The 14,434-nt window shown below is 69.5% G+C and carries 13 protein-coding genes; 1 reads left to right on the plus strand and 12 read right to left on the minus strand.

What is annotated here, in order from left to right; translation table 11 throughout:
* Positions 1–248: 248 nt before the first annotated feature.
* From pyrF to pyrR, 8 genes are all read right to left on the minus strand, one after another.
* On the minus strand, positions 249–1,094 hold the full coding sequence (pyrF, locus tag LK06_RS04100; protein WP_039649008.1) for an orotidine-5'-phosphate decarboxylase: 846 nt from the start codon (positions 1,092–1,094) through the stop codon (positions 249–251).
* Positions 1,091–2,197, minus strand: a complete 1,107-nt coding sequence (locus LK06_RS04105; protein ID WP_039649006.1) for a quinone-dependent dihydroorotate dehydrogenase — start codon at positions 2,195–2,197, stop codon at positions 1,091–1,093. The genes pyrF and LK06_RS04105 overlap by 4 nt, the downstream gene beginning before the upstream one ends.
* Before the next feature lie 89 nt (positions 2,198–2,286).
* The gene (gene carB, locus LK06_RS04110; protein ID WP_039649004.1) at positions 2,287–5,595 is read right to left on the minus strand and encodes a carbamoyl-phosphate synthase large subunit; all 3,309 of its coding nucleotides are present in this window, start codon (positions 5,593–5,595) and stop codon (positions 2,287–2,289) included.
* On the minus strand, positions 5,588–6,745 hold the full coding sequence (gene carA, locus LK06_RS04115) for a glutamine-hydrolyzing carbamoyl-phosphate synthase small subunit (protein WP_039649003.1): 1,158 nt from the start codon (positions 6,743–6,745) through the stop codon (positions 5,588–5,590). The genes carB and carA overlap by 8 nt, the downstream gene beginning before the upstream one ends.
* Entirely contained in the window at positions 6,742–7,302 is a 561-nt protein-coding gene (locus LK06_RS04120; protein WP_039649001.1) for a PH-like domain-containing protein, read from the minus strand. Before LK06_RS04120 ends, carA begins: the two co-directional genes overlap by 4 nt.
* The gene (locus LK06_RS04125; protein ID WP_039648999.1) at positions 7,299–8,585 is read right to left on the minus strand and encodes a dihydroorotase; all 1,287 of its coding nucleotides are present in this window, start codon (positions 8,583–8,585) and stop codon (positions 7,299–7,301) included. Before LK06_RS04125 ends, LK06_RS04120 begins: the two co-directional genes overlap by 4 nt.
* Before the next feature lie 5 nt (positions 8,586–8,590).
* Entirely contained in the window at positions 8,591–9,619 is a 1,029-nt protein-coding gene (locus LK06_RS04130; RefSeq protein ID WP_052269729.1) for an aspartate carbamoyltransferase catalytic subunit, read from the minus strand.
* A 90-nt stretch (positions 9,620–9,709) separates the two neighbouring features.
* Positions 9,710–10,279 carry a bifunctional pyr operon transcriptional regulator/uracil phosphoribosyltransferase PyrR gene (gene pyrR, locus LK06_RS04135; protein ID WP_039648997.1) on the minus strand — a complete coding sequence of 190 codons (570 nt, stop codon included), beginning with the start codon at positions 10,277–10,279 and terminating at the stop codon, positions 9,710–9,712.
* A gap of 253 nt (positions 10,280–10,532) precedes the next feature.
* Here pyrR and bldD point away from each other — a divergent pair, with 253 nt between their 5' ends.
* On the plus strand, positions 10,533–11,036 hold the full coding sequence (gene bldD / locus LK06_RS04140) for a transcriptional regulator BldD (protein ID WP_014671524.1): 504 nt from the start codon (positions 10,533–10,535) through the stop codon (positions 11,034–11,036).
* A gap of 210 nt (positions 11,037–11,246) precedes the next feature.
* On the opposite strand, the gene nusB is transcribed toward bldD, so the two are convergent.
* The 4 genes from nusB to LK06_RS04160 form a co-directional block, all read right to left on the minus strand.
* The gene (nusB, locus tag LK06_RS04145; protein ID WP_039648993.1) at positions 11,247–11,681 is read right to left on the minus strand and encodes a transcription antitermination factor NusB; all 435 of its coding nucleotides are present in this window, start codon (positions 11,679–11,681) and stop codon (positions 11,247–11,249) included.
* A 2-nt stretch (positions 11,682–11,683) separates the two neighbouring features.
* Positions 11,684–12,250 (minus strand): elongation factor P, encoded by a 567-nt coding sequence (efp, locus tag LK06_RS04150; protein WP_039648992.1) that lies wholly within the window; start codon positions 12,248–12,250, stop codon positions 11,684–11,686.
* A 44-nt stretch (positions 12,251–12,294) separates the two neighbouring features.
* Positions 12,295–13,401: an aminopeptidase P family protein gene (locus LK06_RS04155; RefSeq protein ID WP_039648991.1), complete on the minus strand. Its 1,107-nt coding sequence runs from the start codon at positions 13,399–13,401 to the stop codon at positions 12,295–12,297.
* Between the two features lie 71 nt (positions 13,402–13,472).
* Positions 13,473–14,381, minus strand: a complete 909-nt coding sequence (locus tag LK06_RS04160) for a Pro-rich N-terminal domain-containing protein (protein WP_043409491.1) — start codon at positions 14,379–14,381, stop codon at positions 13,473–13,475.
* Positions 14,382–14,434 lie beyond the last annotated feature (53 nt).

The raw sequence follows: 14,434 nt of genomic DNA on the forward strand, positions 1-14,434 counted from the left end.
TCGAACTGTCGGATACGGACCGGTGAGGAACCTAGTCGCCCCACACCTGGGGAGCCACGAGCAACACGCTTCGCCCGTTCACTCTGCTCGGAGACTAGCGGGCAAGTGCGCCAGAGTCAGCGAGAACAGCGGAAAAGTCCTGGTCAGCCTCCATCAGGCCAGACATTTCAGACATACTGCCCTCGATTTGAGGATGTATTCACGTTCAAGTTGTTCCGACACCCCACACCGAGCCCGCCGCCGAGGGGTCAGGCACCGCCCACGGCTGCCCGGATCTCCTCCGCGAAATGCTCCGTGACCGAACGCAGCGCTCCGACTTCGGGACCGTGACGCAGCACACCACGGCTGACGTTCGGGACGACGTTGCGCAGCGCCGGACCGAAGAGGCCGGGCAGATCGGCCGGCGTCGCGCCCTGCGCCCCGACACCCGGCGCGAGGAGCGGTCCGTTGATGTCGAGGTCGTGGGACGACAGGTCACCGACCGTCGCACCGACGACCGCTCCGAAGGAACCCAGCGGTTCCTCGCCCGCGTTCTCCACGGCCAGGTGGGCGAGCACGGTCGCGCCCACCGAGCGGCCGTCGGCGCGCACCGCGTGCTGCACCTCGGGGCCCTCCGGGTTCGAGGTCAATGCCAGCACGAACAGCCCGGCACCGCTCTCCCGCGCCAGCGCGACGGCCGGACTGAGCGAGCCGTAACCGAGGTACGGCGAGACGGTGAGGGCATCGGAGAACAGTGGGGCGCCCTTGCGCAGGTAGGCCTCGGCATACCCGGCCATGGTCGAGCCGATGTCACCGCGCTTGGCGTCCATCACGACCAGAGCACCGGCCGCACGCGCCTGCTCGACCGTCTTCTCCAGGACGGCGATTCCGCGCGAGCCGAACCGCTCGTAGAACGCGCTCTGCGGCTTCATGACGGCGACCCGGTCGGCCACCGCCTCCACGACGGTGCGGCTGAACCGCTCCAGTCCGGCCACATCGTCGTTCAGGCCCCACGCGGCGAGCAGGGAGGCGTGCGGGTCGATGCCCACGCACAGCGGGCCGCGCTCGTCCATGGCGCGGCGCAGACGGGCACCGAACGGTTCCAGGACACTCATGCGGACTTCCTTACGTCGGCACCGACGGCGTCGGCGAGGGTGGCATAGGGACTGGTGCGCAGACGGGCGGCGAGACCCTGGTGCACGGCCCGGCACCAGAAGGGGCCTTCGTAGATGAAGGCGCTGTACCCCTGGACGAGCGTGGCACCGGCCAGAATGCGCTGCCAGGCGTCCTCAGCCGTCTCGATGCCGCCGACGCCCACCAGGGTGATCCGGTCGCCCACGCGCGCGTACAGGCGCCGCAGGACCTCAAGAGACCGTTCCTTGAGCGGGGCACCGGACAGGCCACCGGACTCCTTCACCAGCGAGGCGGCCGACCTGAGGCCGAGGCCCTCACGCGCGATGGTGGTGTTGGTGGCGATGATTCCGTCCAGGCCGAGCTCCACGGCCAGGTCGGCCACGGCGTCGATGTCCTCGTCGGCGAGGTCCGGGGCGATCTTCACCAAGAGCGGGACGCGCCGGCTCGCGACCGTGCGGTCGGCGGCCTCGCGGACGGCGGACAGCAGCGGGCGCAGGTGATCGACCGCTTGCAGATTGCGCAGGCCGGGCGTGTTCGGCGAGGAGACGTTGACGACCAGGTAGTCGGCGTACGGCGCCAGGCGCTCGGCCGACTTCACGTAGTCGCCGGCGGCCTCCGCCTCCGGCACGACCTTCGTCTTGCCGATGTTGACACCCACGATCGTCCTGAACACCGGTTCACGGGTGGCGAGGCGGGCCGCGACGGCCAGCGAGCCGTCGTTGTTGAAACCCATGCGGTTGATCAACGCGCGGTCCGCGACGAGGCGGAACAGCCGCTTCTTGGGGTTGCCGGGCTGCGGCTCGCCCGTCACCGTGCCGATCTCGACGTGGTCGAAGCCCAGCATTGCCATCCCGTCGATCGCGGCGGCGTTCTTGTCGAAGCCTGCGGCGAGCCCGAAGGGACCGTGCATGCGCAACCCGAAGGCCTCCGTGCGCAGTTCCTTGTGACGGGGGGCGAGCACGGCCGCGACGAGGGTGCGGAGCACCGGGACGCGGACCGCGCGGCGGATCCAGCGGAAGGCCAGGTGGTGGGCCCGCTCCGGATCCATCCGGGTGAAAACCAGGCGGAAGAAGAGTGTGTACATCTCGGAAAGTCCTCAGGGATCCTCGTGAAGACGGGTGCCCGTCCTCACGAAGAGGGGGACACCGTATCCGGTGTCCCCCTCTTCGGCTGCTAGTCGCGGGCCGCGGTCAGGTGTTCCGCGTGTTCCTGGAGCGAGCGGACGCCCACGTCACCGTGGTTGAGGGCATCGATGCCCTGGACGGCCGCCGCGAGCGCCTGGACGGTCGTCAGGCACGGGACCGAACGCGCCACCGCCGCCGTGCGGATGTCGTAGCCGTCGAGACGGCCGCCGGTGCCGTACGGGGTGTTCACGATGAGGTCGACCTCGCCGTCGTGGATGAGCTGGACGATGGTCCTCTCACCGTTCGGGCCGGTGCCCTCGGACTGTTTGCGCACGACCTTGGCGTTGATGCCGTTGCGCTTGAGGACCTCTGCGGTACCGGAGGTCGCCAACAGTTCGAAGCCGTGGGCGACCAGCTCCCGGGCCGGGAAGATCATCGAGCGCTTGTCGCGGTTGGCGACCGAGATGAAGGCACGGCCCTTGGTGGGCAGCGGACCGTAGGCACCCGCCTGCGACTTGGCGTACGCCGTGCCGAAGACGGAGTCGATGCCCATGACCTCACCCGTGGAGCGCATCTCCGGGCCGAGGACGGTGTCGACGCCACGGCCCTGGATGTCGCGGAACCGCGACCACGGCATGACGGCCTCCTTGACGGAGATCGGCGCGTCCAGCGGCAGCTCACCGCCGTCACCGGACCCGGGCAGCATGCCTTCGGCGCGCAGTTCGGCGATCGTCGCGCCCAGCGAGATCCGGGCGGCGGCCTTCGCGAGCGGCACCGCGGTCGCCTTCGAGGTGAAGGGCACCGTACGCGAGGCGCGCGGGTTCGCCTCCAGCACGTAGAGGATGTCGCCCGCCATCGCGAACTGGATGTTGATCAGGCCGCGGACGCCGACGCCCTTGGCGATGGCCTCGGTGGAGGCGCGCAGCCGCTTGATGTCGAAGCCGCCGAGCGTGATCGGGGGCAGGGCACAGGCCGAGTCGCCGGAGTGGATGCCGGCTTCCTCGATGTGCTCCATCACACCGCCGAGGTACAGCTCCTCGCCGTCGTAGAGGGCGTCGACGTCGATCTCGATGGCGTCGTCCAGGAAGCGGTCGACCAGGACCGGCCGGGAGGGACTGATCTCGGTCGACTCGGCGATGTAGGCGGCGAGTCGGGTCTCGTCGTAGACGATCTCCATGCCGCGCCCGCCGAGGACGTAGGAGGGGCGAACCAGGACCGGGTAGCCGATCTCGTCCGCGATGGCCTTGGCCTCGCCGAACGTGGTGGCCGTACCGTGCTTCGGGGCCGGCAGGCCCGCCTCCTTCAGCACACGGCCGAAAGCGCCACGGTCCTCTGCCGCGTGGATGGCCTCCGGGGACGTGCCGACGACCGGCACTCCGTTGTCCTTCAGTGCCTGCGAGAGGCCGAGCGGGGTTTGGCCACCCAGTTGGACGATGACACCGGCGATCGGGCCGGCGAGGGATTCCGCATGCACGATCTCCAGCACGTCTTCCAGCGTCAGCGGCTCGAAGTACAGGCGGTCGGAGGTGTCGTAGTCGGTGGAGACGGTCTCCGGGTTGCAGTTGACCATCACGGTCTCGTACCCGGCATCGGACAGGGCGAAGGAGGCGTGGACGCACGAGTAGTCGAACTCGATGCCCTGGCCGATGCGGTTCGGGCCGGAGCCCAGGATGATCACCGCGGGCTTCTCGCGCTGCGCGACCTCGGACTCCTCGTCGTAGGAGGAGTAGAAGTACGGCGTCCTCGCGGCGAACTCGGCGGCGCAGGTGTCGACCGTCTTGTAGACCGGGCGGATGCCGAGCGCGTGCCGGACCTCGCGGACCACGTCCTCGCGCAGGCCTCGGATCTCGCTGACCTGCTGGTCGGAGAAGCCGTGCCGCTTGGCCTCGGCCAGCAGTTCACCGGTCAGCTCGGGCGCCTCAGCCAGTCCATCCGCGATCTCCTTGATCAGGAAGAGCTGGTCCACGAACCACGGGTCGATCTTCGTGTGCGCGAAGACCTCCTCGGGCGTGGCGCCCGCGCGGATGGCCTGCATGACGGTGTTGATCCGGCCGTCGGTGGGCCGCACGGCCTCGCGCAGCAGCGCGTCCTTGTCCCCGGGCTCGCCGACGAAGGTGAATTGGCTGCCCTTCTTCTCCAGCGAGCGCAGCGCCTTCTGGAATGCCTCGGGGAAGTTGCGGCCGATGGCCATGGCCTCACCGACCGACTTCATGGTGGTGGTCAGTGTGGAGTCGGCCTGCGGGAACTTCTCGAAGGCGAACCGCGGGGCCTTGACGACCACGTAGTCGAGCGTGGGCTCGAAGGAGGCAGGAGTCTCCTGCGTGATGTCGTTCGGGATCTCGTCGAGGGTGTACCCGACGGCCAGCTTCGCGGCGATCTTGGCGATCGGGAAACCGGTCGCCTTGGACGCGAGCGCCGAGGACCGCGACACGCGGGGGTTCATCTCGATGACGATGACGCGGCCGTCGGCCGGGTTCACCGCGAACTGGATGTTGCAGCCGCCGGTGTCGACGCCGACCTCGCGGATGACGGCGATGCCGATGTCCCGCAGGATCTGGTACTCGCGGTCGGTCAGCGTCATCGCGGGTGCGACGGTGATCGAGTCACCGGTGTGCACGCCCATCGGGTCGAAGTTCTCGATGGAGCAGACGACCACGACGTTGTCGTGCTTGTCGCGCATCAGCTCCAGCTCGTACTCCTTCCAGCCGAGGATGGACTCCTCCAGGAGCACCTCGGTGGTCGGCGAGAGGGTGAGGCCCTGGCCCGCGATGCGGCGCAGTTCGTCCTCGTCGTGGGCGAAGCCCGAGCCGGCTCCCCCCATGGTGAAGGACGGGCGGACGACGACCGGGTAGCCGCCGAGCTCGTCCACGCCCTTGAGGACGTCGTCCATGGAGTGGCAGATGACCGAGCGGGCGGACTCGCCGTGCCCGGTCTTGCGCCGGACCTCCTCCACGACCTCCTTGAACTGGTCGCGGTCCTCGCCCTTGTGGATGGCCTCGGGCTTGGCACCGATCAGTTCGACGCCGTACTTGGCGAGGGCACCGCTGTCGTGCAGCGAGATGGCAGTGTTCAGGGCGGTCTGGCCACCCAGGGTGGGCAGCAGGGCGTCGGGGCGCTCCTTGGCGATGATCTTCTCGACGAACTCGGGGGTGATCGGCTCGACGTAGGTGGCGTCGGCAATCTCCGGGTCGGTCATGATCGTCGCCGGATTGGAGTTGACGAGGACCACACGCAGGCCCTCCGACTTGAGCACGCGGCACGCCTGGGTGCCGGAGTAGTCGAACTCGGCGGCCTGGCCAATGACGATCGGGCCGGAGCCGATGACCAGGACGGACTGGATATCGGTGCGCTTAGGCACGCTGGCCCTCCATCAGGGAGACGAAGCGGTCGAACAGGTAGGCGGCGTCGTGCGGGCCCGCTGCCGCTTCGGGGTGGTACTGGACGGAGAAGGCGGGCTGGTCGAGCAGGTGCAGCCCCTCCACAACGTTGTCGTTCAGGCAGACGTGCGAGACCTCGGCGCGGCCGAACCTCGTCTCGCTGGTCTTGTCGAGCGGTGCGTCCACGGCGAAGCCGTGGTTGTGGGCGGTGACCTCGACCTTGCCGGTCGTACGGTCCTGGACCGGCTGGTTGATGCCGCGGTGGCCGTACTTCAGTTTGTAGGTGCCGAAGCCGAGCGCACGGCCGAGGATCTGGTTTCCGAAGCAGATGCCGAACAGCGGCGTCCTGCGCTCCAGCACGGCGGTCATGAGCGCGACCGGGCCGTCGGCGGTCGCCGGGTCGCCGGGGCCGTTGGAGAAGAACACACCGTCCGGCTCGATGGCGTACACGTCGTCGACCGTGGCGGTGGCGGGCAGTACGTGCACCTCGATGCCGCGCTCGGCCATACGGTGCGGGGTCATGCCCTTGATGCCGAGGTCGATGGCGGCGACGGTGAACTTCTTCTCGCCGATCGCCGGGACCACGTAGGCCTCCTTCGTGGCGACCTCCTCGTAGAGGCTCGCGCCCTTCATGTGCGGCTGCGCCTGCACACGGGTGAGGAGTTCGGCCTCAGCCACGATCGCCTCGCCGGAGAAGATCCCGGCCCGCATGGAGCCGCGCTCGCGCAGGTGGCGGGTGAGGGCCCGGGTGTCGATGCCGGAGATGCCGACCACGCCCTGCCGTTCCAGTTCGTCGTCCAGGGAGCGCTTGGCCCGCCAGTTGGACGGCACGCGTGCGGGATCGCGCACGACGTAACCGGAGACCCAGATGCGGCTCGACTCGTCGTCCTCGTCGTTCCAGCCGGTGTTGCCGATCTGCGGCGCCGTCGCGACGACGATCTGGCGGTCGTACGACGGGTCGGTGAGGGTCTCCTGGTAGCCGGTCATGCCGGTGGAGAACACGGCCTCGCCGAAGGTCTCCCCCACGGCCCCGTAGGCACGGCCGCGGAAGGCGCGGCCGTCCTCCAGGACGAGTACGGCGGGAAGCGCCCTGGTCCTCTGCGAGGAGCTTCCCCTGGTGGAGGTCGTCATCGTGCGCCTTCCGTGTCGTTGATCATCTGGTTCAAGGTGCCGACCCACTCGGTGTGCTCGGCCGCGTGGTCGGAGCGGAAGCCGGAGTCGATCAGCTTGTCGCCGTGCGCCCAGGTCACCACCAGCAGTCCGCCCTCGGTGAGGACCTTGCCCGCGATGCCCTTGTCCAGCCGGGCGCCGCGCAGTGCGGCGGCGGGGATGAAGAAGTCGGTCGCTCCGGGGCGTTCGACCTCCAGGCCTTGGTCCGTCAGCGTCAACTCGACCCGGCTGCGGGTGCCGAGGCCGTGGGCCACGATGCGGTCCAGCCACTGCCCGGCGGTGGTGGAGCCGTGGTAGCGGCCACTCAAGACCAGTTTCGCCGGACCGGTCTCCTCCGGCGCGCTGTGCAGCGCAGGCAGGTCACCCTGGAGGGTGCCGCGCCACTTCCAGCCCTCGCGCATCAGCCAGTAGACGAGCAGGACGAACAGGGCGAGGCCGACGAGCCAGCCGATGCGCGCCCCCCAGTCGGTGACCTCGGCCGATTTCTTGGCCTCGGCCAGCAGGATTACAGGTGTCACGTGAGCTTCCCGTCGACGAGCGTGGCCTTGCCCCGCAGCCACGTGTGCGTCACACGGCCCGGCAGCTCACGCCCCTCGTACGGGGTGTTGCGGCTGCGCGAGGCGAAGCCCGCGGGATCTACCTGGCCACGGTAGGCCGTGTCGACGAGCGTGAGGTTGGCCGGCTCACCGGCCGAGACGGGACGGCCGTGCCCGGTGGCCCGTCCGATCTGCGCGGGCTTGACGGACATGCGGTCGGCGACGCCGGCCCAGTCCAGCAGGCCCGTGCTCACCATGGTCTCCTGCACCACCGCCAACGCGGTCTCCAGGCCGACCATGCCCATGGCCGCAGCAGCCCACTCGCAGTCCTTGTCCTCGTGCGGGTGCGGGGCGTGGTCGGTGGCGACGATGTCGATCGTGCCGTCGGCGAGCGCCTCGCGCAGGGCGAGCACGTCGCGCTCGGTGCGCAGCGGCGGGTTGACCTTGTAGACGGGGTTGTACGTCCGCACCAGCTCGTCGGTGAGCAACAGGTGGTGCGGGGTGACCTCGGCGGTGACCTGGATGCCGCGGGACTTGGCCCAGCGGACGATCTCCACGCTTCCGGCGGTCGACAGGTGGCAGATGTGGACGCGGGAGCCGACGTGTTCGGCGAGCAGGACGTCCCGCGCGATGATCGACTCCTCCGCGACGGCCGGCCAGCCGCCCAAGCCCAGCTCGGCGGAGACGACGCCCTCGTTCATCTGGGCACCCTCGGTGAGCCGCGGTTCCTGCGCGTGCTGGGCGACGACACCGCCGAACGCCTTCACGTACTCCAGCGCGCGACGCATGATCACCGCGTCGTCCACGCATTTGCCGTCGTCCGAGAAGACGGTGACCCCGGCGGCGGACTCGTGCATGGCGCCCAGCTCGGCGAGCTTCCTGCCCTCCAGACCGACGGTGACGGCACCAATGGGCTGGACGTCGCAGTAGCCGTGCTCCTGGCCGAGTCGCCAGACCTGCTCGACCACACCGGCGGTGTCGGCGACCGGGAAGGTGTTGGCCATGGCGAAGACCGCCGTGTAACCGCCGGATGCGGCCGCCCGGGTGCCGGTGAGGACCGTCTCGGAGTCCTCGCGGCCGGGCTCGCGCAGGTGGGTGTGCAGATCGACCAGGCCGGGCAGCAGCACCTTGCCGTCGGCCTCGATGACCTCGGCGCCCTCCGCCCTCAGGTCCGCGCCCACCTCGGCGATCGTCTCGCCGTCGATCAGCACGTCCTGCGGCTCGCCGCCGAGCACCTTCGCACCACGGATCAAGATCTTGCTCATGGGTCTTACTTCTCCTCGGTACGGGATGCGGAGGCGGCCGCGGAGTGCGTCGGAGCAACGGCGGCGGTGGACGACGGGTGGGCGGCGGCGGGCTCGTTGCCGCCGAGGAGTAGGTAGAGCACGGCCATCCGGATCGAGACTCCGTTGGCGACCTGTTCGACGACGGTGCAGCGGCTGGAGTCGGCGACCTCGGCGGTGATCTCCATGCCGCGGACCATCGGGCCGGGGTGCATGACGATGGCGTGCTCGGGCAGCTTTGCCATGCGCTCGCCGTCGAGGCCGTAGCGCCGCGAGTACTCGCGCTCGGTGGGAAAGAAGGCGGCGTGCATGCGTTCACGCTGGACGCGCAGCATCATCACGGCATCGCACTTGGACAGTGTGCTGTCGAGGTCGTACGACACCGCGCACGGCCAGGACTCGATCCCGACCGGCAGCAGGGTGGGCGGGGCGACCAGGGTGACCTCGGCCCCGAGGGTGTGCAGCAGGTCCACGTTGGAGCGGGCGACCCGGCTGTGCAGGACGTCACCGACGATGGTGATGCGCTTGCCAGACAGGTCCTGGCCCAGGCCGGCGTCGCAGCCGATCAGCCGGCGGCGCATGGTGAAGGCGTCCAGGAGAGCCTGGGTGGGGTGCTGGTGGGTACCGTCCCCGGCGTTGACGACGGCCGCGTCGATCCAGCCCGAGTTGGCGAGGCGGTAGGGAGCTCCGGAGGCGCCGTGCCGGATGACCACGGCGTCGACGCCCATGGCTTCCAAGGTCTGGGCGGTGTCCTTCAGGGACTCGCCCTTGGACACGCTCGATCCCTTGGCGGAGAAGTTGATGACGTCGGCGGAGAGGCGCTTCTCGGCGGCCTCGAAGGAGATCCGTGTACGCGTGGAGTCCTCGAAGAAGAGGTTGACGATCGTCCGGCCGCGCAGGGTCGGCAGCTTCTTGATCGGTCGGTCGGCCACCCGGGCCATCTCCTCGGCGGTGTCGAGGATCAGGACGGCGTCGTCACGGGTGAGGTCGGCGGCCGAGATGAGATGACGCTGCATCTGTCAGGCTCCGTAAGGCAGTTCATTCGGGAGAATTGGGGCAGACGGGCGCATGTGCCGGCACGCCGCAGCGGCCGGGGGCCCGGCGTGCTACTGGTCGGCCTTCACACCGAGCAGCACGGTGTCACGACCGTCCTCCTCGGCGAGCTGGACCTTGACCGTCTCCCGCAGCGACGTGGGGAGGTTCTTGCCGACGTAGTCGGCGCGAATGGGCAGTTCGCGGTGTCCGCGGTCGACCAGGACCGCGAGCTGGACCGCGCGCGGGCGCCCGATGTCGTTCAGGGCGTCAAGGGCGGCGCGGATGGTGCGGCCCGAGAAGAGCACGTCGTCGACGAGGACGACCAACTTGCCCTCGATGCCGTCACCGGGGATCTCGGTGCGGGCCAGTGCGCGCGGCGGGTGCATGCGCAGGTCGTCGCGGTACATGGTGATGTCGAGCGAGCCGACGGGGACCTTGCGGTCGGTGATCTGCGCCAGCTTGGCCGCGAGCCGCTGGGCGAGGTAGACGCCCCGGGTCGGAATACCGAGGAGCACCACGTCGTCGGCGCCCTTGGCACGCTCGACGATCTCATGGGCGATACGGGTCAGCACCCGCGCGATGTCAGGGCCTTCGAGAACGGGCCGCGCATCGCTGGTGTGTGCGTTGGCGTGCGTGTCCATACGAAACGGACCTCCTTCTCCGCCTCACGGGACGGACCTTAAAGGATGTCGGGTTTGCGCCACCCACCGTAGCAGGTATCGGGGAACCCCTCGATCACCCCCTTGGTCTAATCGGTCGCCGCCACCACGGAAGAGTCGGTGTGGACCATTCGGCTTGACGCACGAGAGTCACGCTGCGTAACCTCACAGTGAGTTACCAGACGCGCGGTGGGCAACACAGTCGGCCGCGTCGACACAGTGTCCGGGGAGCTATATGTCCAGCGAATACGCCAAACAGCTCGGGGCCAAGCTCCGGGCCATCCGCACCCAGCAGGGCCTTTCCCTCCACGGTGTCGAGGAAAAGTCCCAGGGGCGCTGGAAGGCCGTGGTGGTCGGTTCGTACGAGCGCGGCGACCGCGCGGTGACCGTGCAGCGTCTCGCCGAGCTGGCCGACTTCTATGGCGTTCCCGTGCAGGAGCTCCTGCCGGGCACCACGCCGGGCGGAGCCGCCGAGCCGCCGCCGAAGCTGGTCCTGGACCTGGAGCGGCTGGCCACCGTGCCGGCCGAGAAGGCGGGCCCCCTGCAGCGCTACGCGGCGACGATCCAGTCCCAGCGCGGTGACTACAACGGCAAGGTGTTGTCGATCCGCCAGGACGACCTGCGCACGCTGGCCGTGATCTACGACCAGTCCCCCTCGGTCCTCACCGAGCAGCTGATCAGCTGGGGCGTCCTGGACGCGGACGCGCGCCGGGCGGTGGCCACGCACGAAGAGGCGTGAACACGCGGAGGACCTAGCAGAAACGTGCCGCCGGGGTGGCCGGAACTCTACGGTTCCGGCCACCCCGGCGGCTTTTCACAAGCCCCACAAGAGCCCCAAGAGAGTCCCGAAAAGCCCCAAGGGCATCGAGGGGCATCGGGGACACCCCCATGCGCCGGAGGGCCTGCAGCGAATGCGCTGCAGGCCCTCCGGCGATGTCGTACCGGCCGGCTACGCCTCGTCCCGGCGCAGCGTCGACTTGAGTTCCTTGAGCCGGCCCAGCAGGCCGTTGACGAACGAGGGCGACTCGTCCGTGGAGAACTCCTTCGCCAGCTGCACCATCTCGTCCAGGACGACGGCGTCCGGGGTGTCGTCGACCCAGATCAACTCGTACGCACCCAGCCGCAGGATGTTGCGGTCGACGACCGGCATGCGGTCAAGCGTCCAGCCCACCGCGTACTGGGCGATCAGCTCGTCGATCCGCCTCGCGTGCTCCGCGTAACCCTCGACCAGCTGCATCGTGTACTCGCTGACCGGGGGCTGCCGGGTGTCGGAACGGGAGAGCCGGATCCAGTCCGCGAGGACCGTCAGGACGTCGGCACCGCGCTGGTCGCCCTCGAAGAGGATCTGGAAGGCACGCTTGCGAGCCGTGTTGCGGGCAGCCACGGTTAGCTGTTCACCCGGCCGAGGTAGTCGCTCGTACGGGTGTCAACCTTGATCTTCTCGCCGGTCGTGATGAAGAGCGGGACCTGGATCTGGTGGCCGGTCTCCAGGGTGGCGGGCTTGGTACCACCGGTGGAGCGGTCACCCTGGACGCCCGGCTCAGTCTCGGCGACCGTCAGCTCGACGGCGGCCGGCAGCTCCACGAAGAGCACCTCGCCCTCGTGTCGGGCGACGGTGGCCTCGAAGCCCTCGACCAGGAAATTGGCCGCGTTACCGACGACCTTGCGGTCGATGTGCAGCTGGTCGTAGGTCTCCATGTCCATGAAGACGAAGTAGTCGCCATCCATGTACGAGAACTGCATGTCGCGCTTGTCGACAGTGGCCGTCTCGACCTTGACACCGGCGTTGAAGGTCTTGTCGACGACCTTGCCGGAGAGCACGTTCTTGAGCTTGGTGCGCACGAAGGCCGGGCCCTTGCCGGGCTTGACGTGCTGGAACTCGACGACGGACCAGAGCTGGCCGCCTTCGAGCTTGAGCACCATGCCGTTCTTGAGGTCGTTCGTGGAAGCCACGGTTGCGGAATCTCCTGGACTGACGTACGACCCCGGATCACGCGCTACAGCGCGAGCAGCTCCTTGGTCGTGATGGTGAGTAGCTCGGGTCCGCCGTCCGCCTCGGGGCGCACGACGAGCGTGTCATCGATCCGGACACCGCCCCGGCCCGGGAGGTGAACCCCCGGTTCGACGGTGACCGGCACGCAAGCGTCCAGTTTACCCATTGCCGCGGGCGCCAACTGCGGGTCCTCATCGATTTCGAGTCCGACGCCGTGTCCGCTCAGCGGCGGCAGGGCCTGCGCATAGCCCGCGGAGTCCAGTACCTGGCGCGCCGCACGGTCCACGTCACGGTAGGCGGCTCCCGGCGCCAGGGACTCGCGTCCGGCGCGCTGGGCAGCGAAGACGAGGTCGTACAGCTCGATCTGCCAGTCCGCGGGCGAGGTGCCGATGACGAAGGTACGGCCGATCTCGCAGCGATAGCCGCGGTACGTCGCACCGAGACAGACGGAGAGGAAGTCGCCCTCCTCCACACGCCGGTCGGTGGGCCGGTGGCCACGGCGGCCGGCGTTCGGGCCGGTGGCCACCGAGGTCGGGAAGGCCGGCCCGTCGGCACCGTGGTCGACCAGACGTCGCTCCAGCTCCAGCGCGAGGTGCCGCTCGGTGCGACCGACCAGGATGGACTCCAGCAGTTCACCGAGCGCCTGGTCGCCGATCTCCGCCCCGATACGGAGGCAGGAGATCTCCTCTTCGTCCTTGACCACGCGGAGCTGCTCCACCGCTCCGCCGAGGTCGGTGAGACGGAGCGCCGGGGCGCCCGCGGCCAGGCCCCGGTGCCGGCTGACCGTGAGGTGGTGTTCCTCCACGGCCAGGGAATCCGATCCCTGAGCCGCAGCGAGACCGGCCGCGGTGACCGCCGGGTCGGCTCCGGGGCCAGGCAGGGCGTGCACCCGCAGACTCTCGTCCGGTCGGCCTTCACCGGGCCGGTCGTCCAGCGGACCCGCACACACCAGGAGGTCCTCGCATCCACCCAGCAGCAGGGCAGCTCCCTGCGGGGCCGCAGCCGCGAGGTAGCGCACGTTGGCGGGGTGGGTGACGAGCGCTGCCGCGGCGCCGGCCGCGGTGAAGTGGTCCCTCAGCCGGGATCGGCGGTTCGCGTACACCTCTGACATGTGATGAGCCTAGGAGGTCTATCCGGTTTGTGCCGATTGGTGAGGGCCGAGTGGGGTGGATGCGGTGCCGGCTACCAGCTCAGTGGGCTCGCTATCGCCCTCGCCAGGACTTCGTCCAGGACCTGTGCCGTGCCCGGGACGTCCAGCTGGGAGTTGTCGATGATCGGGAGACCGGAGCCGTACCAGCCGGCCATGCGTCCGTGGATGCGGGCCACCTCCTCGTCGGTGAGGCGGCGGTTGCCGGTGCGTTCGGCATTGCGTTCCAAGACGACGTCCAGGCCCGGGAGCAGCACGACCGGGAGCAGACCGGGACCCACGTGACGCTTCCAGCCGCCGAGGCCCACGACGGGACGGTCCGGGAAGACGGCGTCGTCCAGGATGCAGGAGATGCCGTTGGCGAGGAAGTTGCGGGCGGCGAAACCGCAGGTGCGACGGGCCAGGCGGTACTGGGCCTCGGAGTTCTCGTTCCAGCCGGAGCGGGGGTCGGAAAAGCCCGAGCGGACCCATTCACGGACGTCGTCCAAGCTGATGTGGGCGGTGGGTACGTGTCGGTGGTCCGCCCAGTACCTGGCGACGCTGGTCTTGCCCGCGCCGGCGGGGCCGATCAGCAGAACGGCCAGGGTGGTGGTCGTAGGGTCGGGGACCGCGGCAGCGGCGGGCCCGGTCGCCGGGACACCGGTCGCCGGGACACCGACCGGGCCTCCGGGTGGCAGAGGTACGTGGCCAGTGGTATCCGGGGCCGGTACGGCGGGTGCGTGCGGGGGCCCAGGAGGTTGCGGAGGTTGCTGGGGTGCCGGCGGCAGCGGGCCGCCGGACGGAGCCGGGAAGCCGGGTACCGGGGGTGGCGGGGGAACGGGGCCGGTGCCCCGGGAGGCTCCCGGGGGCGGGCCCGGATGCTGTGCGGTGGAAGCCCGGCCGGCGTGCGGCCCCTGCCCCGGCTGGTGGGGCGGCGGCAGCGGAGACCCCCCTGCGTGCTGCATCCGTTGCCACTCCGTCTCGTACAGGCAGATGGTGCCGGCAGCGGGGCGATCGC

The sequence above is a fragment of the Streptomyces pluripotens genome, assembly GCF_000802245.2.
Taxonomy (GTDB): domain Bacteria; phylum Actinomycetota; class Actinomycetes; order Streptomycetales; family Streptomycetaceae; genus Streptomyces; species Streptomyces pluripotens.